This window comes from Streptomyces fractus, assembly GCF_049844455.1.
Classification (GTDB): domain Bacteria; phylum Actinomycetota; class Actinomycetes; order Streptomycetales; family Streptomycetaceae; genus Streptomyces; species Streptomyces fractus.
This window is the reverse complement of record NZ_JBMYHI010000002.1, coordinates 2,648,767-2,670,864: the sequence shown is the minus strand read 5'-3', so window position 1 is coordinate 2,670,864 and position 22,098 is coordinate 2,648,767. Positions and strand designations below refer to the sequence as shown.

The window sequence follows — 22,098 nt, the reverse complement described above, 5'->3', positions numbered from 1 at the left end:
GTTTCAGCCTACGTTCGTCAGGACCCGGTCCGCCGGACTCCCGGACGTCTCCCGGTTCCGGCGCCGCCCGGGCCACCAACTCCGCTCACCCAGCAGCAACATGAGGGCGGGCAGGATCAGTACGCGGATGACGAAGGCGTCCAGGAGTACCGCGACGGCCAGGCTGAACCCGATCTGCTTCATCTCGATGAAGTGCAGCGACACGAAGCTCGCGAACACGGTCACCATCACGAACGCCGCGCTGGTCACCACCCCGGCCGAGCTGCCGACTCCGTCGAGCACCGCCTGCCGCGTCGGCACCCCGCGCTCGGCGGCCTCCTTGATGCGGCTGATCACGAACACCTGGTAGTCCATGGAAAGACCGAAGAGGATCACGAAGAGGAACAGCGGGACCCGGGAACCGATGGTGCCGGTCGAGTGGAAGTCGAGCAGCCCCTCGGCCCAACTCCCCTGGAAGGCAAGGGTGAGCACGCCCAGTGATGCCGCCGCCGAGAGCAGGTTCAGTACGACTCCGACGACACCGAGCACGACGGACCGGAACGCCCACACGGTCATCGCGAACGTCACGAGCAGCAACGCCCCGATGATCAGCGGGAGTTTCTGCTTCTGGTGCTCGGGATAGTCGGCGTAGCGGGCCACGTCACCGGAGACCGCCGCGTCGACGTCACCGCTCAACTTGCCGACGGTCTCCGGGAGATACTCCGTGCGAAGCCGCTCAAGGGACTCCTGTGCCGGCTTGGTGCTGACGTAGTGCGGGACGGGCAGTTCGAGCGAGGTGACGCGGTGGTCGGCGGAGGTCCGCAGGGTGTACGTGCCGTTGAGGCCGGGGTCGTCCTTGGCGTCGGCGGCGAGGGCGCGAAGGGCCCCGGCGACCTCGTCGGTGCGGTCGGCACCGGCTCGTACGAGGACCTGGTGTGACGCCTTGACCTCGGGGAACGCCGCGTTCAGCCGGTCGAAGGTAGGCATGGACTGGGTCTGCCGGGAGTGGGTCTCCCGGCCCATGTCGGTCAGCTTCATGCCGAGCAGGGGTGCGGCCAGGGCCAGCATCGCGAGTACCGCGACCATCAGCACGGCGCCGGGCCTGCGGGCGGTGAGCCGCAGCAGCGCGTTGTGCCGAACGGCCTTCTGCGGCTTCGCCTTTCGGGGCTTGCGGGCGGCGCGGCGCTCGGCCCGCGTACCGATCTTCACGAGCAGCGCGGGCAACACCGTCAGCGAACTGACCACGGCGACCAGCGTCACCACGATCGCGGCGGTCGCGATCGACGAGAAGATCACGTCGTCGGCGAGATAGAGCGTGGCGCTGGAGACGGCGACGGCGAAACCGGACAGCACGACGGCGCGACCGGAGGTGGCGGCGGCCAGCTCCACGAGCGCCCGGGTGCTCAACTTCCCGTCTGCGCGGGCCCGTTCCTCCCTCTCTCGCTTCAGATAGAAAAGCGTGTAGTCGACGCCGACGGCGAGCCCGATGAGCAGAATGATGTTCGTGCCGACCCCCGCGTCGGGGAAGACGTGCGAGGCGAGCATCGACAGGCCGATCGACGCGACGATCGCGGACAGCGCGAGCAGCAGCGGCACGGTCGCCATGGCCACCGACCGGAACACGAGGAGGAGCGTGAGCAGCGTGATGGGCAGCGCGATCATCTCCGTACGGGAGAGGTCGCTGCCGCGCAGCTTGTCGACGCCCTGGCTGATGGACGGCCCGCCGGTCTCCTCGACGCGAAGCTCCGGGTGTGCCTTCTGCGCCGCGGCGGTCTGCGCCCGCAGCGGGTCGACGTGCTTCTTCCCTTCGAGCTCGGCGCCCTTCATGGTGACGTCGACGCGGACCGCCCGGCCGTCCTTGGACCACACGGGCGTGGCCACGGACCGTACCTCGGGCAGCTTCCGCATCCGGCCGGTGATGTCATCGGCGACGGAGGCGCCCGTCGCCCGGTCCAGCGTCCCGGAGTCGCGGGTCTCGATCAGCACCCGCTCGACGGGCCGCTGCGCGAGCCCGCCGTCCCGGGCGATCGCCTCGCCGCGGCCGGCCTCGCCGACACCGAAGTCGGCCGACGTGGCGGCGTTGCCGCCCACGGCGATCCCGGCGCCGAGACACAGGACGACGAACAGGAACCAGCCGGCGATCGCCCTCCAGGGGTGTCCAGCGCTCCAACGAGCCATACGTACGGGGTAGTTGGTCATGACGTCCATGCTGGTCGCGGGGGCATGGGCGCGGACAGCGGCGACCGGTGGAACCGGGGGTCCACCGGTCGGTGGACACGGGGCCGGTCCACGACTCGGACGCCCGCCGGGATAAATGCCGCCTACAGCTACTCTCGGTGCGGCGCACGGCGAAACAGGAGGGGCCATGAACGGGACGGACGGGAACCGGGGCGACGGGCGCGAGGTGGCCGCCCTCGACGGCGTGAGCATGCGCCGCTACACCACCGGCCAGGTCATCCTCGACGGCATCGACTGGACCGTGCGGTCCGGCGAGCACTGGGCGCTGCTCGGGCCGAACGGTGCGGGCAAGACCAGTATCCTGCGTCTCATCGGCGCCACGAACTTCCCCACCACCGGCACCGTCGAGGTCCTCGGCCACCGGCTCGGCCGCGTCGACGTCCGCGAGCTGCGCGCCCTCATCGGCCACGTCTCCACCTCGCAGCGCGTCCCGCAGGACCTTCCCGGTCACACCGTCGTCCTCACCGGCCACAGCGGCACCGTCCAGCCGCTCTGGAAGTCGTACGACGACGAGGTGCGCGAGCGGGCCCACGCGCTGCTCGCCGAGCTCCAGATCAAGGAGCTCGCCGACCGCCCCTACGGTGTCTGCTCCGGCGGCCAGCGCGCCCGCCTCCTCATCGCCCGCGCCCTGATGGCGGACCCGGCGCTGCTCCTGCTCGACGAGCCGTTCAACGCGCTCGACCTGCCCTCCCGCGAGGACCTCATCGACACGATGCGCCAACTCGCGGCCGGACGGCCGGAGTTGGCGACGGTGACCGTGACCCATCACCTTGAGGAACTCTCCCCGGCCATCAGCCACGCCCTCCTGCTGCGCGAGGGCCGCGTACTCGCCCGCGGCACGGTGGAGGACGTCCTGACCAAGGACCTGATGACGTCGTGCTTCGGCCGCCCGATCGAGGTCACGCGCCACGCCGGGCGCTGGCTGGCGCGCTCCGGTGACCTGGTGTGACCGGACGCACGCGCTCCGGGCCGTGTCGGTGTTGGGCCGAACGGGTTACATGACGTAAGAATTGGGCGGTGCAGACAACAGTGCGAGCCCAAACGGGGTGGGGGAACTGAACAGCCACGACGTCACCGACGAACAGTGGGAAGGGCTCGCCCAGGTCGTCCCGCTGCGCAGCCGCAACGAGTGGCCGTCAGCCGTCGACCACCGGGCGATGCCGGAAGCGGAGACCGAACCGCGGCGCCGCTTCGTGGTGCTGCGCGTCAACGTCTTCGGCGACGCGCGCGAGGTCGCCGAGACCGTCATGTCCGGCATACCGGTCCTGCTCGACCTGACCGGCGCCGAGACCGAAGTGGCCAAGCGGGTCCTGGACTTCAGCAGCGGCGTCGTGCTCGGCCTCGGCTGCGGCATGCACCGCGTCGACCGCAATGTCTTCCTCCTGGCGCCTCCCGGCACGGAGGTACAGGGTCTTGTGCAGGGCGCCGTCTCCTGACCGCGCCTGTGTGCGGCACCTCCGGGCCGTCCGGCCTCTGAGGTCGCGACGACGGTCGGCCGGGGTGGACGTCGGGGCAAGCCCGATGGGCATAGTCCCCCGATCGTAGGAAGGGCCCTCTGCGCAAACGGTTCTGCGCCACTGACCCGCCTACGTTCGTCCCATGACCGTGCTACACCGGGCCTCGCCCCCGCCCCCCGGCACGTCCCCCGACCGCCCGCGCGTGACCCGGCTCAGGCTCGCCGCCTTCGCCCGGCACCGCGGCACCACCGTCCCCCTCGGCCCGTTCACCGCCGTGTCGGGCCCCAGTGGCAGCGGCAAGACCAGCATGCTGCGCGCCTTCGCCGCGCTCGCCGGACTCGGCGGCGGCGCACACCTGGCGGACGTCTTCCCCGACCCCCGCGCCTACGTTCCCGAGCGCGCACGGCCCGACGCCGAACGCCGCCGCGGCTTCCACATCGGCTGCACCGTCGAGGGCCCGGTGGGCCCCGTGCGTCTCGATCTGGCCGTGCAGGCCGAACCCGAACTCCGGGTCGTCGGCGAACGGTTGACCGGGCCCGACATCACCTACCTGGAGACCGCCCTGCGCGATCCCGGCCGGCGCGACGTCCAGGCCGCCTGGTACACGGCCGGTTCGGTGCCCGTGACGCGCGGGCCGCTCCCCGACGACCTGCTCGGTACGGCGATGCTCCCGCTGCGCGTCGCGGGCCGCACCGAGGGCCAGCGCAAGGTGCTCGCCGCGGCCGAACAGGTCGTCGTGGGCCTGCGCTCCACCTTCTCCTGCGACCCCGACCCCGCGCGGATGCGCGCCCCGTCCTCCGCCCCGACCTCCGCGGCGGCCGACCGGCTGCACGGCGGCTGCGGCAACCTCGCCGCGGTGCTGCGCCGCACCGGAGCCGAGTGCGGGAACCGGCACGCGCTGCTCGTCGCGGCGGCGCGCGCGGGCCTCGTGGGGCCGGTGGCCGACGTACGCGCCGAGACCGCGCCCGACGGGTCCGTGCGCGCCGTCGTGGACCGGGGCGGCGGGGTGATCAGCCCCGTCGAGCGGCTCGGGGACGGCGAGTTGAGGTACCTCGCCCTCGCGCTCGTCCTGCTCACCGGGCCCCGCGTGCTCGCCGTCGACGCGGCGGCCGAGGTCCCGGAGGCGTACCAGAGCCTGACCGTCCTCGCGGACGGCTTCGACCGGGGCCTCGACCGCGCCCAGTGCGCCGAACTCACCGCGCTGGCCGCCCGTATGTGCGCCCGCGGCCACATCCGGCTCGTCGCCGCGGTGGGCGAGGGCTCGGAGGCGGAGCGGGGGGCGCGGGCCGAGGGGGCGGCGATGGTAGACCTGGGGCGATGAACGAGGAACGTGAAGAACACCGCCCGCTCGACGTCGCGGCACTTCAGGCGCGCCTGGCCCGGTTCGCGGTCGCCCGCGACTGGCAGCCCTTCCACACGCCGAAGAACCTGGCGGCGGCGCTGAGCGTCGAAGCGTCCGAACTGGTCGAGATCTTCCAGTGGTTGACCCCCGAGCAGTCGGCCCGCGTTATGGAGGACCCGGACTCGGCCCACCGCGTGGAGGACGAGGTCGCCGACGTCCTCGCGTATCTGCTGCAACTGTGCGAGGTGCTGGGCATCGACGTGCTGGCCGCGCTGTCGGCGAAGATCGACCGCAACGAGCGGCGGTTCCCGGTGCCGGGCGAAGGGGTCGGATAGGGCGGGGGTCGGGTAGGGCGGAGGGCCGGCCAGGGCGGAGGCCGCGCCTCCGCCAACTGCCCACCCGGACACCGATTGTCACTCTCCGGAGTCGCTGACTTATCCACATCGAACCTTGTGTCCACAGATTTCGGGCTTCCCCTGGCTTTTCGACGCCCGTGCCTTCACTCTGGGTAGTGGACGAAGGAGTTCGGGCGGGACACGGACGGGGACGCGATGGATGCGGTGCGGCTCATCGGCGTCGGCCGACGGGCCCTGGCGGAGAGTCAGGACCCGCGGGACATCATGAGGGAGGCGTGGCAGGCGCAGGCTTTGGCGCAGGCGATAGGGAGTCGCCTCGCGATGCAGGGGCCGCCGGAGTTACGGGGCGAGGCGGTGGGGCTGAGCGAGGCGGGGGCGCGCGGCAGCGGGGGTTCGGCGACACCGGTCGTGGGGGCCGGCGGGATACGGGCGGCGCAGCTGACCGAACTGGGCGATGTGCACCGGGCGTTGATGGATCTCGGCGTACTGCTCGGTGACGTGGGCATCGCGCTCGTCGGGGTGGCGAGCGCGTCGTTCGAGGAAGGGGCCTATTGGCAGTGCATGGAAGCGATCGACGCGGCGGACGAGTCGCGGGACAGAATCCTCGAGATACTGCGGCGGCTCCCGGAGGGCTGTCGCGCGCTGCCCCTCGCCGGCCGGGAACCCGCGTCGCCTGAGCCGGACTCGGCGGCCTGAGGCCTGAGGACTGCGACCTGAGGCCTGAGGCCTGAGGGCTGCGACCGGAGACCGGTGGGCGCGCGGGCGCCCCGGGGTCCTGGGCGGACCCTGGGCGGCGCCGCGGGCGCCTGACGCGGTGGGGTGGTCCCGTCAGCTGTTCTCGCCGGTCGGTGGCGGCGTCCTGGGCGGCTGCTGGAGGTCGGCGTCGAGCTGGGTCAGGTCGGCGTTGAGCGCGGCCATCAGCTCTTCCATCTGCTGTAGCAGACCCTTGGGTGCGCCTTGCTGCTCCGGTTCGGTCGTGTCGTGCACGGCCTCATCGGGCACGGCTTCCTGGGACATGGCGGCCTCCTCGGCCCTCGCCCTCCCGCGGGGGAGGGCAGTTGACGCGATCGTGACGCCCGGCAGCGACCGCCGGCGCGGGTGCCGGGCGGTCCGGCTCCGCCCGAGTCAACGATCTCGACCGGGGCCGGGTCACTGCACGTCGCCGCCACCACGCGCCGGGTTGACGCGATTTCACCCGACCGTGGTGACGGGTCCGAAGGGTTCCCCGCTCAGCTGAGCTGCGGGACCACATCCGAGGCGATCAGTTCGAGTTGGTCCAGGTCGTCGAGGTCGAGCATTCTGGAGGTACATCCGTTGGGAGCCGACAGCTTGGTACGCGGCGAGGCGTTCGACGACCTCGGCGGGGGAGCCGGCGAGACCGTTGGCCTTGAGTTCGTCGACATCGCGGCCGATGGCGTCCGCGCGGCGCTTGACCTCGGCGTCGGTGCGGCCGACGCAGGCGATGAGGGCGTTGGAGTAGGTGAGCGCGTCCTGGGCGCGCCCGTGCTCGACGGCCGCGGCCCGCACGCGCTTGAACTGCTGCTCCGTGTCGGCGATCGAGGCGAAGGGGATGTTGAACTCGGTGGCGAACCTCGCGGCGAGCGCAGGGGTCTTCTTGGCGCCGTGGCCGCCGACGAGGATCGGGACGCGCGGCTGGGCGGGCTTGGGCAGGGCCGGGGAGTCCTTCAACTGGTAGAAGGTTCCGTCGTAGTTGAAGCGCTGCCCGACCGGCGTCTCCCACAGGCCCGTCACGATGGCGAGCTGCTCCTCGAGGCGGCCGAACTTCTCCTTCGGGAACGGGATGCCGTACGCGGAGTGCTCCTCCTCGTACCAGCCGGAGCCGAGCCCCAGCTCGACGCGGCCGCCGGACATCTGGTCGACCTGGGCGACCTGGATGGCGAGCACGCCGGGCAGCCGGAAGGTGCCGGCCGTCATCAGCGTGCCGAGCCGGATCCGGCTCGTCTCGCGGGCGAGGCCGGCGAGCGTCGTCCAGGCGTCCGTGGGCCCCGGCAGGCCGTCGACGGAGCCCATGTGGAGGTAGTGGTCGGACCGGAAAAAGGCTCCGTAGTTCAAGTCCTCGGCGGCCTTGGCGACGCGGAGCAGCGTCTCGTAGGTCGCGCCCTGCTGCGGTTCGGTGAATACGCGAAGATCCATGTACCCATCATGCAGGTCAGGGGCGCGCGCTTCGATGATGCGGACGCCGTCGCGCGGGCGAAAACCCATGGTGGCCGGCGGACGGCGGGAGCCATACTCGGCCGTGTGCTTCTGACGATCTCGACCACAGGCAATGCCGCGAATCCGGCCACCGACCTGGGCTTTCTGCTGCACAAGCATCCGGCGAACGCCCAGGCCTTCAGCACGGCGCACGGCACCGCGCACGTCCTCTACCCCGAGGCGGACGACGAGCGGTGCACGGCCGCGCTGCTGCTTGAGGTGGATCCCGTGGCGCTCGCCCGGCGGGGCAGGGGCAAGGGCCGGGGCGGCGCGCCCGACGCGGCGCTCGCGCAGTACGTCAACGACCGGCCCTACGCCGCGTCGTCGCTGCTGGCCGTCGCGTTGAGCAATGTCTTCTCCAGCGCGCTGCGCGGCGTGTGCAAGGCCCGCCCGGAGCGCGCGGAGCAGGCGCTGCCGCTGCGCATCGAGGTGCCCGCGCTGCCCGCGCGCGGTGGGCCCGACCTCGTACGGAAGCTGTTCGAGCCGCTCGGGTGGGCGGTCGAGGCGACACCGATTCCTCTGGACGAGCGGTTCCCCGAGTGGGGTGACTCGCGGTACGTGCGGCTCGTCCTGGAGGGCGAGTTGCGGCTCGCGCACGCGCTGCGGCACCTCTATGTGCTGCTGCCGGTGCTCGACGACGCCAAGCACTACTGGGTCTCGGCCGACGAGGTCGACAAGCTGCTGCGCGCGGGGGACGGCTGGCTGGCCGGGCACCCCGAGCAGAAGCTCATCGTCGGCCGGTATCTGGCGCGGCGCCGTTCGCTGACCCGGGAGGCCATGGAGCGCCTGGAGCTGGCCCGGCTCGCGGACGCCGACGACACGGACGTGGACGCGATCGACAACGCCGTGGACGAGGAGAGCGACACCGAGGAGCGGCCGGTCACGCTGGCCGTGCGGCGCCGGGAGGCGATCCTCGCCGAGCTCCGGGAGTCCGGCGCCGCCCGGGTGCTCGATCTGGGCTGCGGTCAGGGCCAGTTGGTGGGCGAGCTGCTCAAGGACGTCCGGTTCACCGAGATCGTGGGCGTCGACGTGTCGGTGCGGGCGCTCACCGTGGCATCCCGACTGCTCAAGCAGGACCGGATGAGCGAGCGGCAGGCCGCGCGCGTACGGCTCGTGCAGGGCTCGCTCGCGTACACCGACAAGCGGCTCAAGGGGTACGACGCCGCGGTGCTCAGCGAGGTCATCGAGCACCTCGACCTGCCGCGGCTGCCCGCGCTCGAGTACGCGGTGTTCGGTTCGGCGCGGCCCCGGACGGTCGTCGTGACCACGCCGAACGTCGAGTACAACGTCCGCTGGGAGTCCCTGCCCGCCGGGCATGTCCGGCACGGCGACCACCGGTTCGAGTGGTCGCGGGCCGAGTTCCGCGGCTGGGCGGAGCGGGTCGCGGGGCGGCACGGGTACGCCGTGCGGTTCGTGCCGGTGGGGCCCGACGATCCCGAGGTGGGGCCGCCGACACAGATGGCGGTGTTCACGATGACCGGTACCGCGGCCACCGCGGTCGACGACGAGAAGGAGGCGAAGGCCGTATGACCGCCACCGACACCGCAGGGCGCGTGCTGCCCGTGACCGACCTCGCCCTCGTCGTGCTGATCGGCGCGTCCGGTTCGGGCAAGTCCACGTTCGCGCACGCCCACTTCAAGCCGACCGAGGTGATCTCCAGCGACTTCTGCCGCGGTCTGGTCGCCGACGACGAGAACGACCAGAGCGCCAGCCGCGACGCCTTCGACGTGCTGCACTACATCGCGGGCAAGCGGCTCGCGGCCGGCCGCCTGACCGTCGTCGACGCGACCAACGTGCAGCAGGAGTCCCGCCGCCAACTCGTCGAGCTGGCACGGAAGTACGACGTGCTGCCCATCGCCATCGTGCTCGACGTTCCGGAGGATGTGTGCGCCGCACGGAACGCAGGGCGCACCGACCGCGCCGGCATGCCGCGCCGCGTCATCACCCGGCACACCCGCGAGCTGCGCCGCTCCCTCAAGCACCTGGAGCGCGAGGGCTTCCGCAAGGTGCACGTCCTGCGCGGCGCCGCGGAGGTCGAGGGCGCGGGCGTCGTGCGCGAGAAGCGGTTCAACGACCTGACGCACCTCACCGGCCCGTTCGACATCATCGGCGACATCCACGGCTGCGCGAGCGAACTCGACACCCTGCTCGGCAAGTTGGGTTACGTGGACGGGGAGCACCCCGAGGGCCGGACCGCCGTCTTCGTCGGTGACCTCGTCGACCGCGGCCCCGACACACCCGGCGTGCTGCGCCGTGTGATGGACATGGTGCGGGCAGGGACCGCGCTGTGCGTCCCCGGCAACCACGAGAACAAGCTGAGCCGCTGGCTCAAGGGTCGCAACGTGCAGCACACGCACGGACTCGCGGAGACAATCGCCCAGTTGGAGGGGGAGAGCGAGGAGTTCCGCGAAGAGGTGCGTACGTTCGTCGACGGCCTGGTCAGCCACTACGTCCTCGACGGCGGGAAGCTCGTCGTGTGTCACGCCGGGCTGCCCGAGAAGTACCACGGCCGCACGTCCGGCCGGGTCCGCTCGCACGCGCTGTACGGGGACACGACCGGTGAGACCGACGAGTTCGGCCTTCCGGTGCGCTACCCGTGGGCGGAGGAGTACCGCGGCCAGGCGGCCGTGGTCTACGGCCACACCCCGGTCCCGACCGCTACGTGGCTCAACAACACCATCTGCCTCGACACCGGCGCCGTGTTCGGCGGGAAACTCACCGCGCTGCGCTGGCCCGAGCGGGAGCTGGTCGACGTACCGGCCGAGCAGGTCTGGTACGAGCCGGCCAGGCCGCTGTCGACGGAGGCGCCGGGCGGGCACGAGGGGCGGCCGCTGGACCTCGCCGATGTGCACGGCCGCCGGATCGTCGAGACCCGGCACACGGGCCGGGTGACCGTGCGCGAGGAGAACGCGGCGGCGGCCCTGGAGGTCATGAGCCGGTTCGCGGTCGACCCGCGCCTTGTGCCGTATCTGCCGCCGACGATGGCGCCGACCGCGACGTCCCAGGTGGAGGGCTACCTGGAGCACCCCGCCGAGGCGTTCGCCCAGTACGCCGCCGACGGTGTGGAGCGGGTCGTGTGCGAGGAGAAGCACATGGGCTCGCGGGCCGTGGTCCTGGTCTGCCGGGACGCGGAGGCCGCGCGGGAGCGGTTCGGGGTCGCGGAGGACGACGGCGGATCGGTCACCGGCTCGGTCTACACGCGCACCGGCCGACCGTTCTTCGACGACGCGGCGACCACCGAGGCGGTCCTCGGGCGGGTGCGGGACGCCGTCACCGCCGCCGGTCTCTGGGCGGAGCTGGACACCGACTGGCTGCTGCTGGACGCCGAGTTGATGCCGTGGTCGCTCAAGGCGTCCGGGCTGCTGCGCGCGCAGTACGCGGCGGTGGGCGCGGCGTCCGGCGCCGTGTTCCCGAGCGCGCTCGGGGCGCTGGAGGCGGCGGCCGACCGGGGCGTCGACGTGGGCGACCTGCTTGAGCGGCAGCGGGGGCGGGCGGCCGACGCCGCCGCGTTCACGGACGCGTACCGCCGCTACTGCTGGAGCACCGACGGCCTCGACGGGGTGCGGCTCGCGCCGTTCCAGATCCTGGCCGCGCGGGGCCGCTCGCTCGCCGCGCTGCCGCACGACGAGCAGCTCGCGCTCATCGACCGGGTCGTCGCGCACGACACGACCGGGCTGCTGCGGACGACGCGGCGGCTGTACGTCGACACGGGGGACGCCGCGTCGGTGCGGGCCGGGGTCGACTGGTGGCTGGAGATGACCGGGCGGGGCGGCGAGGGCATGGTCGTCAAGCCGGTCGGGGCGCTGGTGCGGGACGCGAAGGGGCGGCTCGTGCAGCCGGGGGTGAAGTGCCGCGGTCGCGAGTACCTCCGGATCATCTACGGGCCGGAGTACACGCGGCCGGAGAATCTGGCGAAGCTGCGGCAGCGCTTTCTCGGGCACAAGCGGTCGTTGGCGATCCGTGAGTACGGGTTGGGCCTTGAGGCCCTGGACCGGTTGGCGGAGGGGGAGCCGTTGTGGCGGGTGCACGAGGCGGTGTTCGCGGTCCTGGCACTCGAGTCGGAACCGGTCGATCCTCGGCTCTGACCCCTGCCCCGCCCCCGGGTGGGCAAATAGAGCCCCTGCGGCGATTGAGCAGCGGGGGCCGGGGCGGAGCCCCAGGAGCGCAACCACGGTGTGGCGGGGAAGGATGGCCGCATGGGATTCCACGTCGACTCCGAGGCCGGCCGCCTACGCCGAGTGATTCTGCATCGGCCCGATCTGGAGCTGAAGCGCCTCACGCCCAGCAATAAGGACCAGTTGCTCTTCGACGACGTGCTGTGGGTGCGCCGGGCCCGGCAGGAGCACGACGGGTTCGCCGACGTGCTGCGCGACCGCGGCGTCGACGTCCACCTCTTCGGTGACCTGCTCACCGAGGCGCTGGACGTCGACGCCGCCCGCGGCCTCGTCCTGGACCGCGTCTTCGACGAGAAGGAGTACGGCCCGCTGGCCACGGCCCACCTGCGCGAGGCCTTCGAGACGCTGCCGTCCACGGCGCTCGCCGAGGCACTCATCGGCGGAATGACGAAGCGGGAGTTCCTGGCGGCGCACCCGGAGCCGACCTCCGTGCGCTTCCACGTCATGGAGCTCGACGACTTCCTGCTCGGCCCGCTGCCCAACCACCTGTTCACCCGCGACACCTCGGCCTGGATCTACGACGGGGTGTCCATCAACGCGATGCGCTGGCCGGCCCGGCAGCGCGAGACCGTCCACTTCGAGGCGATCTACCGCCACCATCCACTGTTCCGGGACGCCGGCTTCAACCTCTGGTCGGAGGGCCAGGTCGACTTCCCGTCGACCATCGAGGGCGGCGACGTACTCGTCATCGGGCAGGGCGCCGTCCTCATCGGGATGAGCGAGCGGACCACGCCGCAGGCCGTCGAGATGCTCGCGCACAAGCTGTTCGCGGCGGGCTCGGCCCGCACCATCGTCGCCCTCGACATGCCGAAGAGACGCGCCTTCATGCACCTCGACACGGTCATGACGATGGTCGACGGCGATACGTTCACGCAGTACGCGGGGCTCGGCATGCTGCGCTCGTACACCATCGAACCGGGCACGCCCGGCGCGGAGCTGAAGGTCACCGACCATCCGCCCGAGCACATGCACCGGGCGATCGCCGCGGCGCTCGGGCTCCCCGAGATCCGGGTGCTGACCGCGACGCAGGACGTGCACGCCGCCGAGCGCGAGCAGTGGGACGACGGCTGCAACGTGCTCGCGGTCGAGCCGGGCGTCGTCGTCGCGTACGAGCGGAACGCCACGACGAACACGTTCCTGCGCAAGCAGGGCATCGAGGTCATCGAGATCCCCGGCAGCGAGCTGGGCCGCGGCCGCGGCGGCCCGCGCTGCATGAGCTGCCCGGTGGAGCGGGACCCCGTCGACCGATGATGCCCCCTGCCCCCTGCCCCCTGCCCCCTGCCCCACGACCCCGAATGAATCCTGAATAGAAATGTGGAACATCGTATAGACTTCCAGTGTCCCGACCCCGTCCCCGAGTCATGCGCAGGAGCCCCGAATGAACCTCACCGGCCGCCACTTCCTCAAGGAGCTGGACTTCACCGCCGAGGAGTTCCGAGGCCTCGTCGACCTGGCCGCGGAGCTGAAGGCGGCCAAGAAGGCGGGGACCGAGACGCAGCACCTCAAGGGCAAGAACGTCGCGCTGATCTTCGAGAAGGCGTCCACGCGTACGCGCTGCTCCTTCGAGGTCGCGGCCGCCGACCAGGGCGCGTCGACGACGTACATCGACCCGGCCGGTTCGCACATAGGCAAGAAGGAGTCGAGCAAGGACACGGCTCGCGTCCTCGGCCGGATGTTCGATGCCATCGAGTTCCGGGGTGACGAGCAGTCCATCGTCGAGACGCTCGCCGAGTACGCGGGCGTCCCGGTCTACAACGGCCTGACCGACGACTGGCACCCCACCCAGATGCTCGCCGACGTGCTCACGATGACCGAGCACAGCTCCAAGCCGCTCACCGGGATGTCCTTCGCCTACCTCGGCGACGCTCGGTTCAACATGGGCAACTCGTACCTCGTCACCGGCGCCCTGCTCGGCATGGACGTACGCATCGTCGCGCCGAAGGCCTACTGGCCGGCCGACGAGGTCGTCGCCAAGGCCCGCGAGCTGGCCGCCGCCAGCGGCGCGCGCATCACGCTCACCGAGACCGTCGAGGAGGGCGTCGCCGGCGCCGACTTCGTGGTCACCGACGTGTGGGTGTCGATGGGCGAGCCGGAGGAGATCTGGGACGAGCGGATCAAGGCGCTCGCGCCGTACGCGGTGACGATGGACGTCCTGCGCGCGACGGGGAACGCGGACGTGAAGTTCCTGCACTGCCTCCCCGCCTTCCACGACCTGGGCACGAAGGTCGGCCGCGAGATCCACGCCAAGTACGGCCTGGAGTCCCTCGAGGTCACCGACGAGGTCTTCGAGTCGGAGCACTCCGTCGTCTTCGACGAGGCCGAGAACCGGATGCACACCATCAAGGCCGTCATGGTCGCCACGCTCGGCCAGCCGTAATAAACCACCCAAGTCATACATAACTGTTCAAACTGGTGGGGCCGGAACACCTTCCCGGCCCCACCGGCATGTGGCACACCCCGCCACTCCCGCACCACCAGAAAAGAGCACCACCCATGTCGCCGTCGCCGACGCCTGCCGGCCTGCGCATCAAGTCGCCCGAGTCCCTCATCGCCGAATCGGGCGCCGACCTCGAAGGCCACGGCCTCAAGCGCACCATGGGGCTCTTCCAGCTCGTGTGCTTCGGCGTCGGCGCGATCGTCGGCACCGGCATCTTCGTCGGCCTGTCCGACACGGTCGCCGAGGCCGGCCCCGCCGTCATCCTGTCCTTCATCCTGGCCGCGATCACCTGCATCTTCACGGCGTTCTCCTTCGCCGAGCTGGGCGGCGCGATCCCGGTCTCCGGATCCTCGTACTCCTTCGCGTACGCGACCCTCGGCGAGCGCGTCGCGTTCCTCGTCGGCTGGTGCCTGCTCCTGGAGTACGGGGTCTCGGTGTCGGCCGTGGCGGTCGGCTGGAGCCAGTACCTCAACGAACTGCTCGACAGCGTCTTCGGCTGGCAGCTGCCCGACGCCCTGTCCGCCGGGCCCGCCGACGGCGGCGTGATCAACCTGCCCGCCGTGCTCGTGATGCTGATGGCCGCAGCCCTGCTGGTGCGCGGCATCCGGGAGAGCGCGGGGGCGACCGCCGCGATGGCCGTGCTCAAGATCGGCATCCTGATCGTGTTCTGCGCGATCGCCTACTCCGCCTTCGAGGCCGGCAACCTGACCCCGTTCCTGAAGGACGGCATGGCCGGTGTCACCTCCGGCGCCTCGCTCGCCTTCTTCTCGTACATCGGCTTCGACGCGGTCACCACGGCCGGCGAAGAGGTCAAGAACCCGCGGCGCAACATCCCGCTCGCGATCCTCATCTGCATCGGCATCGTCACGCTGCTCTACGTCGCGGTGGCCGTCGCCGCCATCGGCGCGCTCGGCGCGGACGCCGTCGGGGACAAGCCGGCCGCGCTCTCCCTCGTCGTCGACCAGGTCACCGGGTCGAGCGTCGGAGGCGGCGTCATCGCCTTCGGCGCGGTCGTCGCCATCGCCTCGGTCGTGCTCGCGGTCATGTACGGGCAGACGCGGATCCTGATGTCGATGTCCCGTGACGGACTGATCCCGCGGGTCTTCGAGCGGGTCTCGCCGAAGACGCACACGCCGGTCGCGAACACGTGGATCGTGGCGATCGTCTTCGCGATCCCGGCCGCGTTCGCCTCGCTCGACGCCGTCGTCAACCTGACCACCATCGGCACCCTCGCCACGATGGTCGTCGTGAACATCGCGGTGATCGCGCTGCGCCGCTCGCACCCCGGCCTGAAGCGCTCGTTCCGGGTGCCGCTGTACCCCGTCAGCCCGATCCTGGGCGTCGGCTTCTGCCTCTACCTGATCTGGGGCACGGGCTGGACGACATGGGTCCAGTTCGCGGTGTTCCTCGTCGTGGGCGCGCTCGTGTACGCGCTGTACGGCCGCCGCAACTCGCGCCTCGGCGAAGGCGAAGGCGGGGGTGACGGCGAGGGGACTACGCCTCGGACGCCGGGCGCTGCGCCGGCACCGTAGACGGAAGGGTGAACCACACCGCCTTGCCGGAATCGGTGGGGCGGTGCCCGCACGACGAGCTGAGCGTGCGGATGAGGAGCAGGCCGCGACCGTGCTCCTGCCAGGGGTCGGGCGGCCCGTCGTCCTCGGGATTGGTGAGGTCGGCCGGCGGCGCCGGGTCCGTGTCGTGCACCTCGACCTGGCAGCCGGAGTCGAGCAGCTCCACGACCAGCTCGATCGGCGTCTCCCCCGTGGTGTGCTCCACCGCGTTCGCCACCAGCTCCGCCGTCAGCAGCTCCGCCGTGTCCGCGTCCGCGGCCGGTGACTCCAGCTCGGACAGCGCGGTCCGCACGAGGGCGCGAGCGACCGGCACGGCCGCGGCCGTGTGCGGCAGCGCTATGCGCCACGACGTGGGCGTGGGGGGACCGGAGAAGGGAATCACGGCGGAATCCTGGGGGCGGAGGGCGCGTCAGCGGCTCGGGGGCGGGCTCGGAGGAACGGGCTCAAGGGGGACTGTCCTGCGTTCAACCTTATGAATGGTACGGCGTGGGGCGAAAGAGGCTCCCGTCGGTGCAGGTCGAGACGTCCGGCCCTTTCTGTCTTATCGCGTACTCGTGACGGCGGTCACGATGCGGTGATACGGTCGACAGGTCTCGCCCCCTCCTCGGCACGCCCGCCACCAGCCGGAGGCATCGCATGAGTCCCTTCACCGGCTCCACCCCGCGCACCGACTCCTGGCAGCACCTGACGTACGCCGTGGACGAGAGCGGCGTCGCCACCGTCACGCTCGCCCGCCCCGAGAAACTCAACGCGCTCACCTTCGGCGCCTACGCCGACCTGCGCGACCTCCTCGCCGAACTGTCCCGCGAGAAGACCGTGCGCGCCCTCGTCCTCACCGGCGAGGGCCGCGGCTTCTGCTCCGGCGGCGACGTCGACGAGATCATCGGCGCCACGCTCTCCATGGACACCGCGCAGATCCTCGACTTCAACCGGATGACCGGGCAGGTCGTCCGGGCCGTGCGCGAGGCCCCCTTCCCGGTGATCGCCGCCGTGCACGGGGTCGCGGCCGGGGCGGGCGCCGTCCTGGCGCTCGCCTCCGACTTCCGCGTCGCCGACCCGAGCGCCCGCTTCGCGTTCCTGTTCACGAAGGTCGGCCTGTCCGGCGGCGACATGGGCGCGGCTTATCTGCTGCCCCGCGTCGTCGGCCTCGGCCACGCCACCCGCCTCCTGATGCTCGGCGACGCGGTCCGCGCGCCCGAGGCCGAGCGGATCGGCCTGATCAGCGAGCTGACCGACGAGGGCCGGGCCGACGAGGCCGCGCTCGCCCTCGCCGCGCGGCTCGCCGAGGGCCCGGCGCTCGCGTACGCGCAGACGAAGGCGCTCCTGACGGCGGAGCTGGACATGCCGCTCGCCGGGGCCATCGAGATGGACGCCGCCACGCAGGCGCTGCTCATGCACGGCGAGGACTACGCCGAGTTCCACGCGGCGTTCACCGACAAGCGGCCGCCGAAGTGGCAGGGGAGGTGAGCGTCGGATGACCGTACGCGCCCGGCGCATCGCCGTCATCGGAGGCGGCCCCGGCGGCCTGTACGCCGCCGCCCTCCTCAAGCGCCTCGACCCGGACCGGGAGATCACGGTCTGGGAGCGCAACGCCCCGTACGACACGTTCGGCTTCGGCGTCGTCCTGTCCGACGAGACCCTCGGCGGCATCGAGCACGCCGACCCGGTGGTCTACCGGGCGCTCCAGGACGAGTTCGTGCGCTGGGACGACATCGACGTCGTGCACCGGGGGCAGCGCCACACCTCGACGGGCCACGGGTTCGCGGCGCTCGGCCGGCGCCGCCTCCTGGAGATCCTGCACAGCCGCTGCCGCGCACTCGGCGTGGATCTGCGCTTCCAGGAGGAGGCGCCGCCGATTGCCGAACTCCGCGACGCGTACGACCTGGTGATCGCCGCGGACGGTGTGCACAGCAAGACCCGCGACGCGTACGCCGACGCGTTCGGGCCGCACATCGAGGAGCACCGCAACCGCTACATCTGGCTCGCCGCCGACTTCGCGTTCGAAGCCTTCCGCTTCGACATCGCGGAGACCGAGCACGGCGTGATGCAACTGCACGGGTACCCGTACAGCGATCACGAGTCGACGGTCATCGTGGAGATGCGCGAAGAGGTGTGGCGTGCGGCCGGGTTCGCCGACATGGACGTACGGGAGTCGATCGAGAGCTGCGCGAAGATCTTCTCGGACGCGCTCGGCGGTCGGTCCCTGAAGATGAACAACTCCTCGTGGCTCACCTTCCGCACCGTCGTCAACGACCGCTGGTCGCACGGCAATTGCGTGCTCATCGGCGACGCCGCGCACACCGCGCACTTCTCCATCGGCTCCGGTACGAAGCTCGCCGTCGAGGACGCGCTCGCGCTCGCCGCGTGCCTGACCGAGCAGCCCACGACGGGCGCGGCGCTGGCCGCGTACGAGGAGGAGCGCAGGCCCGTCGTGGCGTCGACGCAGCGGGCGGCGCGGGCCAGCCTCCAGTGGTTCGAGGAGCTGGGCCGCTATCTCGACCAGCCGCCGCGCCAGTTCGCGTTCAACCTGCTCACGCGCTCGCGCCGGGTGACGCACGACAACCTGCGGCTGCGCGACGCGGGCTTCACGCAGGCGGTGGAGCGGGAGTTCGGCTGCCCCGAGGGTACACCCCCGATGTTCACGCCGTTCCGGCTCGGCGGCCTTGAGCTGCGCAACCGGGTCGTCGTCTCGCCGATGGACATGTACTCGGCGGTGGACGGGGTGCCGGGCGACTTCCACCTCGTGCACCTGGGGGCGCGGGCCCTCGGCGGCGCCGGTCTCGTCATGACGGAAATGGTGTGCGTGAGCCCCGAGGGCCGCATCACGCCCGGCTGCGCTGGCCTCTACACGCCCGAACAGGCCGCGTCCTGGCGCAGGATCGTGGACTTTGTGCACACGCGGGCGCCCGGCACGGCGATCGGCGTGCAGCTCGGCCACTCGGGCCGCAAGGGCTCCACGCGCCTCATGTGGGAGGGCATGGACGAGCCGCTCCCGGACGCGGACGACAACTGGCCGCTGGTCGCGGCGTCCGCACTCCGCTACCGGCCGGACAGCCAGCTGCCGCGCGAGCTCACGACGGCCGAACTGGCCGACGTACGCGAGCAGTTCACGTCCGCGGCCCGGCATGCGGCGCGTTCGGGCTTCGACCTCCTCGAACTCCACTGCGCGCACGGCTACTTGCTGTCCGGCTTCCTCTCCCCGCTGACGAACCGGCGCACGGACGCGTACGGCGGCTCGCTGGAGGGCCGGCTGCGGTTCCCGCTGGAGGTCTTCGACGCCGTACGAGAAGTGTGGCCAGATGGACGGCCGATGACGGTCCGGATCTCCGCAACGGACTGGGCGGAGGGCGGCACCAGCGAGGAGGAGGCCGTCGCGATCGCCCGCGCGTTCGCCGCGCACGGTGCCGACGCCATCGACGTGTCCACGGGACAGGTCGTCTCCGACGAGCGGCCCGCGTTCGGGCGCTCCTACCAGGTGCCGTACGCGGACCGGATCCGCGCGGAGGCCGGTGTCCCCGTCGTCGCGGTCGGCGCGATCTCCTCGTGGGACGACGTCAACTCCCTTGTCCTGGCGGGCCGTACGGACCTCTGCGCCCTGGCCCGCCCCCACCTGTACGACCCGAACTGGACGCTGCACGCGGCGGCGGAACAGGGCTACACGGGGCCGGGCGTGGTGTGGCCCCAGCAGTACGGCGCGGGCAGCCGCCGCCCCCAGACGGGCCGCCTGGACGCACCGAAGCCGCGGCTCTCCCTGCCGGGGTGAGCGGGAGTACGCGACCGCCGGTCGCGCCGTGCTCCGGTTCGCGCAGTTCCCCGCGCCCCTGAAGTGCGCACTTCGTGCGCTCCCAGGGGCGTCACGTCAGGGGTGTGACGCGAACTCCGCCCCCGCCTCCCGCAGCCGCTCGTCCAGCGCCCGGAAGACCTCCGCCGCACGCACCCCCGGCCACCCGTCCGGCAGCAGCTCGGCCGGCAGGCCCGGGTCCGCGTACGGCAGGTGGCGCCATGAGTCGAGGGCAAGCAGGTAGTCGCGGTACGCCTCGCGGGGAGGGGTCGCGGAGCGGGACTGCCAGGCGCGCAGCACCGGTTCGTGCTCGTCCAGGAACGCCTCGTGGAGCTTGGCGAGGGCCGACAGGTCCCACCACCGCGCCACCGCGTCGGCCGTCGCCGCGAAGCCAAGGTGTTCGCCGCGGAACAGCTCCACGTACCCGGAGCAGCCGATGCGCTCCAGGGTGTGCCGGGTCTCCTCGTAGACGCCGAGCGGCGCGAGCCACACGCCGGGCGCCGCCGTGCCGAAGCCGAGGCCGGTGAGCGTGGAGCGCAGCACGTGCCGCTTGGCGCGCTCGGACTCCGGTACGGAGAACACGGCGAGCACCCAGCCGTCGGCGGACGAACCGCTGCCGTAGATGCGCCGGTCGCCGTCGTCGAGGAGCTGGCGTGCGTCGTCCGAGAGCGCGTACCCCGCGGCCCCGGCCTCCGTGCGGGCCGGGAGCAGCAGGCCGCGGCGCTTCAGGCGCGACACCGCCGAGCGGACGGACGGCGCGTCGACACCCACCGCACCGAGCAGCCGGATCAGCTCGGCGACGGGAAGCGGCCCCGGCAGGTCACGGCCGTAGGCGCCGTACAGGGTGACGATGAGGGAGCGGGGCGTATGCGTGGGCTGCTCGGGCACGTGATCACTCTACGGCTGAGGGCTCGCGGAGCCGGAACCGCTGGAGCTTTCCCGTGGCCGTGCGCGGCAGCGCGTCCAGGAACTCGATCGCGCGCGGACACTTGTAGGGCACGAGCTCGGCCTTCACGAACTCCCGCAGGCCCTCCGCGTCCTGGCGCGCCCCCGGCCGCAGCACCACGTACGCCACGGCCACCTGTCCGCGCTCCTCGTCGGGCCGCCCGACCACGGCCGCCTCCGCCACGTCCGGGTGGCGAAGCAGCGCGTCCTCGACCTCCGGGCCCGCGATGTTGTACCCGGCGGAAATGATCATGTCGTCGGCGCGGGCCACGTACCGGAAGTAGCCGTCGGGCTCGCGGACGTACGTGTCCCCGGTGACGTTCCAGCCGTGCCGTACGTACACGGTCTGCCGCTCGTCGGCGAGATAGCGGCAGCCGACGGGCCCGCGCACGGCGAGCAACCCCGCTTCCCCGTCCGGGAGTTGACGGCCCTCGGTGTCGATGATGCGGGCCTCCCAGCCGGGCACGGGAAGGCCCGTGGTGCCCGGCCGGATCGCGTCGTCGGCCGCCGAGATGAAGATGTGGAGCAGTTCCGTCGCGCCGATCCCGTTGATGATGCGCAGCCCGGTCGCCTCCTGCCAGGCCCGCCAGGTCGCCGCGGGCAGATTCTCGCCCGCGGACACGCAGCGGCGCAGCGAGGAGATGTCGAACGAGGGTGTCTCGGCGAGCAGGGCCAGCATCGCCCGGTACGCGGTCGGCGCGGTGAACACGACCGACACCCGGTGCTCGGCGATCGCGGGCAGCAGCTTCTGCGGGCCCGCCTGTTCGAGCAGCAGCGCCGAGGCCCCCGCCCGCAGCGGGAAGATCACGAGGCCGCCGAGCCCGAACGTGAAGCCCAGCGGCGGGCTCCCCGCGAACACGTCGTCGGGGCCGGCCTTCAGCACGTGCCGCGCGAAGGTGTCCGCGACCGCGAGCACGTCCCGGTGGAAGTGCATGCACCCCTTGGGGCGCCCGGTGGTCCCCGAGGTGAAGGCGATCAGCGCGACGTCGTCGGCGGCGGTGTCCACGGCCTCGTACGCCGCCGGTTTCCCGGCCGCGCGGTGCAGCAGGTCGTCGGGCCCGTCCCCGCCGAACGTGGTGACGCGAAGCCCCGGCACCTCGGCCTTCGCCAGGTCGTCGACCGAGCGGATGTCGCACAGGGCGTGCCCCACCCGCGCGATCCCGCACACGGTGGCCAGCTCGCCCGCCCGCGCCCCCGCGAGGACGGTCACGGCGACGGCCCCCGCCTTCATCACGGCGAGCCAGCAGGCAGCGAGATGCCGGGTGGTGGGGCCGCGCAGCAGCACCCGGTTGCCGGGGACGACGCCCAGGTCGTCGGTGAGCACGTGCGCGATCCGGTCGACCGTCGCCTTCAACTCACCGTAGGACCAGGGGGTTCGGCCGGGGGAGTGGAAGGCGGGGCGGTCCGCGCCGTGCCGTTCCACGGTGGCGTCGAGGAGTTCGGCGCCGCAGTTGAGCCGCTGCGGGTAGCGCAGCTCGGGCAGATCGAAGCGGAGGCCGGGCCACAGCTCGGCGGGCGGCAGGTGGTCGCGCGCGAAGGTGTCGACGTGCCCAGAAGGAAGCAGTGGGCTGGGCGGATGGTGGGTCATGGCCTGGCGCCCCCT

General features: G+C 71.9%; 17 protein-coding genes and 1 pseudogene. 12 read left to right on the top strand and 6 right to left on the bottom strand.

From position 1 onward, the window contains the following. Nucleotides 1-3: 3 nt before the first annotated feature. Nucleotides 4-2,178 carry an MMPL family transporter gene (locus ACP4E5_RS13885; protein WP_425828488.1) on the bottom strand — a complete coding sequence of 725 codons (2,175 nt, stop codon included), beginning with the start codon at nucleotides 2,176-2,178 and terminating at the stop codon, nucleotides 4-6. A 166-nt stretch (nucleotides 2,179-2,344) separates the two neighbouring features. Here ACP4E5_RS13885 and ACP4E5_RS13880 point away from each other — a divergent pair, with 166 nt between their 5' ends. From ACP4E5_RS13880 to ACP4E5_RS13860, 5 genes are all read left to right on the top strand, one after another. Next, nucleotides 2,345-3,166: an ABC transporter ATP-binding protein gene (locus ACP4E5_RS13880; protein WP_425828485.1), complete on the top strand. Its 822-nt coding sequence runs from the start codon at nucleotides 2,345-2,347 to the stop codon at nucleotides 3,164-3,166. A 106-nt stretch (nucleotides 3,167-3,272) separates the two neighbouring features. Then, nucleotides 3,273-3,653: a cell division protein SepF gene (locus ACP4E5_RS13875; protein ID WP_266718951.1), complete on the top strand. Its 381-nt coding sequence runs from the start codon at nucleotides 3,273-3,275 to the stop codon at nucleotides 3,651-3,653. Between the two features lie 163 nt (nucleotides 3,654-3,816). Then, nucleotides 3,817-4,995, top strand: coding sequence for an AAA family ATPase (locus ACP4E5_RS13870; RefSeq protein ID WP_425828483.1), 1,179 nt, complete (start codon nucleotides 3,817-3,819; stop codon nucleotides 4,993-4,995). Then, a complete protein-coding gene (locus tag ACP4E5_RS13865) occupies nucleotides 4,992-5,351 on the top strand; it encodes a nucleotide pyrophosphohydrolase (protein WP_425828481.1) in 360 nt (119 codons plus the stop codon). The genes ACP4E5_RS13870 and ACP4E5_RS13865 overlap by 4 nt, the downstream gene beginning before the upstream one ends. Before the next feature lie 216 nt (nucleotides 5,352-5,567). Beyond that, a complete protein-coding gene (locus ACP4E5_RS13860; protein WP_425828479.1) occupies nucleotides 5,568-6,068 on the top strand; it encodes a DUF6099 family protein in 501 nt (166 codons plus the stop codon). A gap of 132 nt (nucleotides 6,069-6,200) precedes the next feature. On the opposite strand, the gene ACP4E5_RS13855 is transcribed toward ACP4E5_RS13860, so the two are convergent. Then, nucleotides 6,201-6,389 (bottom strand): hypothetical protein, encoded by a 189-nt coding sequence (locus tag ACP4E5_RS13855; protein ID WP_425828477.1) that lies wholly within the window; start codon nucleotides 6,387-6,389, stop codon nucleotides 6,201-6,203. A gap of 212 nt (nucleotides 6,390-6,601) precedes the next feature. Continuing rightward, nucleotides 6,602-7,526: pseudogene (locus ACP4E5_RS13850) on the bottom strand (LLM class F420-dependent oxidoreductase). Nucleotides 7,527-7,631: 105 nt separating this feature from the next. On the opposite strand from ACP4E5_RS13850, the gene ACP4E5_RS13845 reads away from it, so the two are divergent. From ACP4E5_RS13845 to ACP4E5_RS13825, 5 genes are all read left to right on the top strand, one after another. Continuing rightward, on the top strand, nucleotides 7,632-9,116 hold the full coding sequence (locus ACP4E5_RS13845) for a 3' terminal RNA ribose 2'-O-methyltransferase Hen1 (protein ID WP_425828475.1): 1,485 nt from the start codon (nucleotides 7,632-7,634) through the stop codon (nucleotides 9,114-9,116). Continuing rightward, nucleotides 9,113-11,671 (top strand): polynucleotide kinase-phosphatase, encoded by a 2,559-nt coding sequence (locus ACP4E5_RS13840; protein WP_425828473.1) that lies wholly within the window; start codon nucleotides 9,113-9,115, stop codon nucleotides 11,669-11,671. The genes ACP4E5_RS13845 and ACP4E5_RS13840 overlap by 4 nt, the downstream gene beginning before the upstream one ends. 111 nt (nucleotides 11,672-11,782) lie before the next feature. Further along, the gene (locus ACP4E5_RS13835; RefSeq protein WP_425828471.1) at nucleotides 11,783-13,012 is read left to right on the top strand and encodes an arginine deiminase; all 1,230 of its coding nucleotides are present in this window, start codon (nucleotides 11,783-11,785) and stop codon (nucleotides 13,010-13,012) included. A 127-nt stretch (nucleotides 13,013-13,139) separates the two neighbouring features. Further along, nucleotides 13,140-14,138 carry an ornithine carbamoyltransferase gene (argF, locus tag ACP4E5_RS13830; RefSeq protein WP_425828469.1) on the top strand — a complete coding sequence of 333 codons (999 nt, stop codon included), beginning with the start codon at nucleotides 13,140-13,142 and terminating at the stop codon, nucleotides 14,136-14,138. 116 nt (nucleotides 14,139-14,254) lie between these two features. Beyond that, on the top strand, nucleotides 14,255-15,730 hold the full coding sequence (locus ACP4E5_RS13825; RefSeq protein ID WP_425828467.1) for an amino acid permease: 1,476 nt from the start codon (nucleotides 14,255-14,257) through the stop codon (nucleotides 15,728-15,730). On the opposite strand, the gene ACP4E5_RS13820 is transcribed toward ACP4E5_RS13825, so the two are convergent. Beyond that, nucleotides 15,693-16,148 (bottom strand): ATP-binding protein, encoded by a 456-nt coding sequence (locus ACP4E5_RS13820; protein WP_425841308.1) that lies wholly within the window; start codon nucleotides 16,146-16,148, stop codon nucleotides 15,693-15,695. The two genes, ACP4E5_RS13825 and ACP4E5_RS13820, sit on opposite strands and share 38 nt — an antisense overlap. A gap of 257 nt (nucleotides 16,149-16,405) precedes the next feature. Between ACP4E5_RS13820 and ACP4E5_RS13815 the strand changes: the two genes are divergently transcribed. Both ACP4E5_RS13815 and ACP4E5_RS13810 read left to right on the top strand, forming a co-directional pair. Beyond that, on the top strand, nucleotides 16,406-17,236 hold the full coding sequence (locus tag ACP4E5_RS13815; protein ID WP_425828465.1) for an enoyl-CoA hydratase family protein: 831 nt from the start codon (nucleotides 16,406-16,408) through the stop codon (nucleotides 17,234-17,236). Nucleotides 17,237-17,243: 7 nt separating this feature from the next. Beyond that, nucleotides 17,244-19,532, top strand: a complete 2,289-nt coding sequence (locus tag ACP4E5_RS13810) for a bifunctional salicylyl-CoA 5-hydroxylase/oxidoreductase (RefSeq protein WP_425828463.1) — start codon at nucleotides 17,244-17,246, stop codon at nucleotides 19,530-19,532. 96 nt (nucleotides 19,533-19,628) lie between these two features. Here the strand turns inward: ACP4E5_RS13810 and ACP4E5_RS13805 are convergent, their stop codons facing one another. Continuing rightward, nucleotides 19,629-20,438 (bottom strand): PaaX family transcriptional regulator, encoded by an 810-nt coding sequence (locus ACP4E5_RS13805; RefSeq protein WP_425828461.1) that lies wholly within the window; start codon nucleotides 20,436-20,438, stop codon nucleotides 19,629-19,631. A gap of 4 nt (nucleotides 20,439-20,442) precedes the next feature. Then, nucleotides 20,443-22,083 carry an AMP-binding protein gene (locus tag ACP4E5_RS13800; RefSeq protein WP_425828459.1) on the bottom strand — a complete coding sequence of 547 codons (1,641 nt, stop codon included), beginning with the start codon at nucleotides 22,081-22,083 and terminating at the stop codon, nucleotides 20,443-20,445. Nucleotides 22,084-22,098 lie beyond the last annotated feature (15 nt).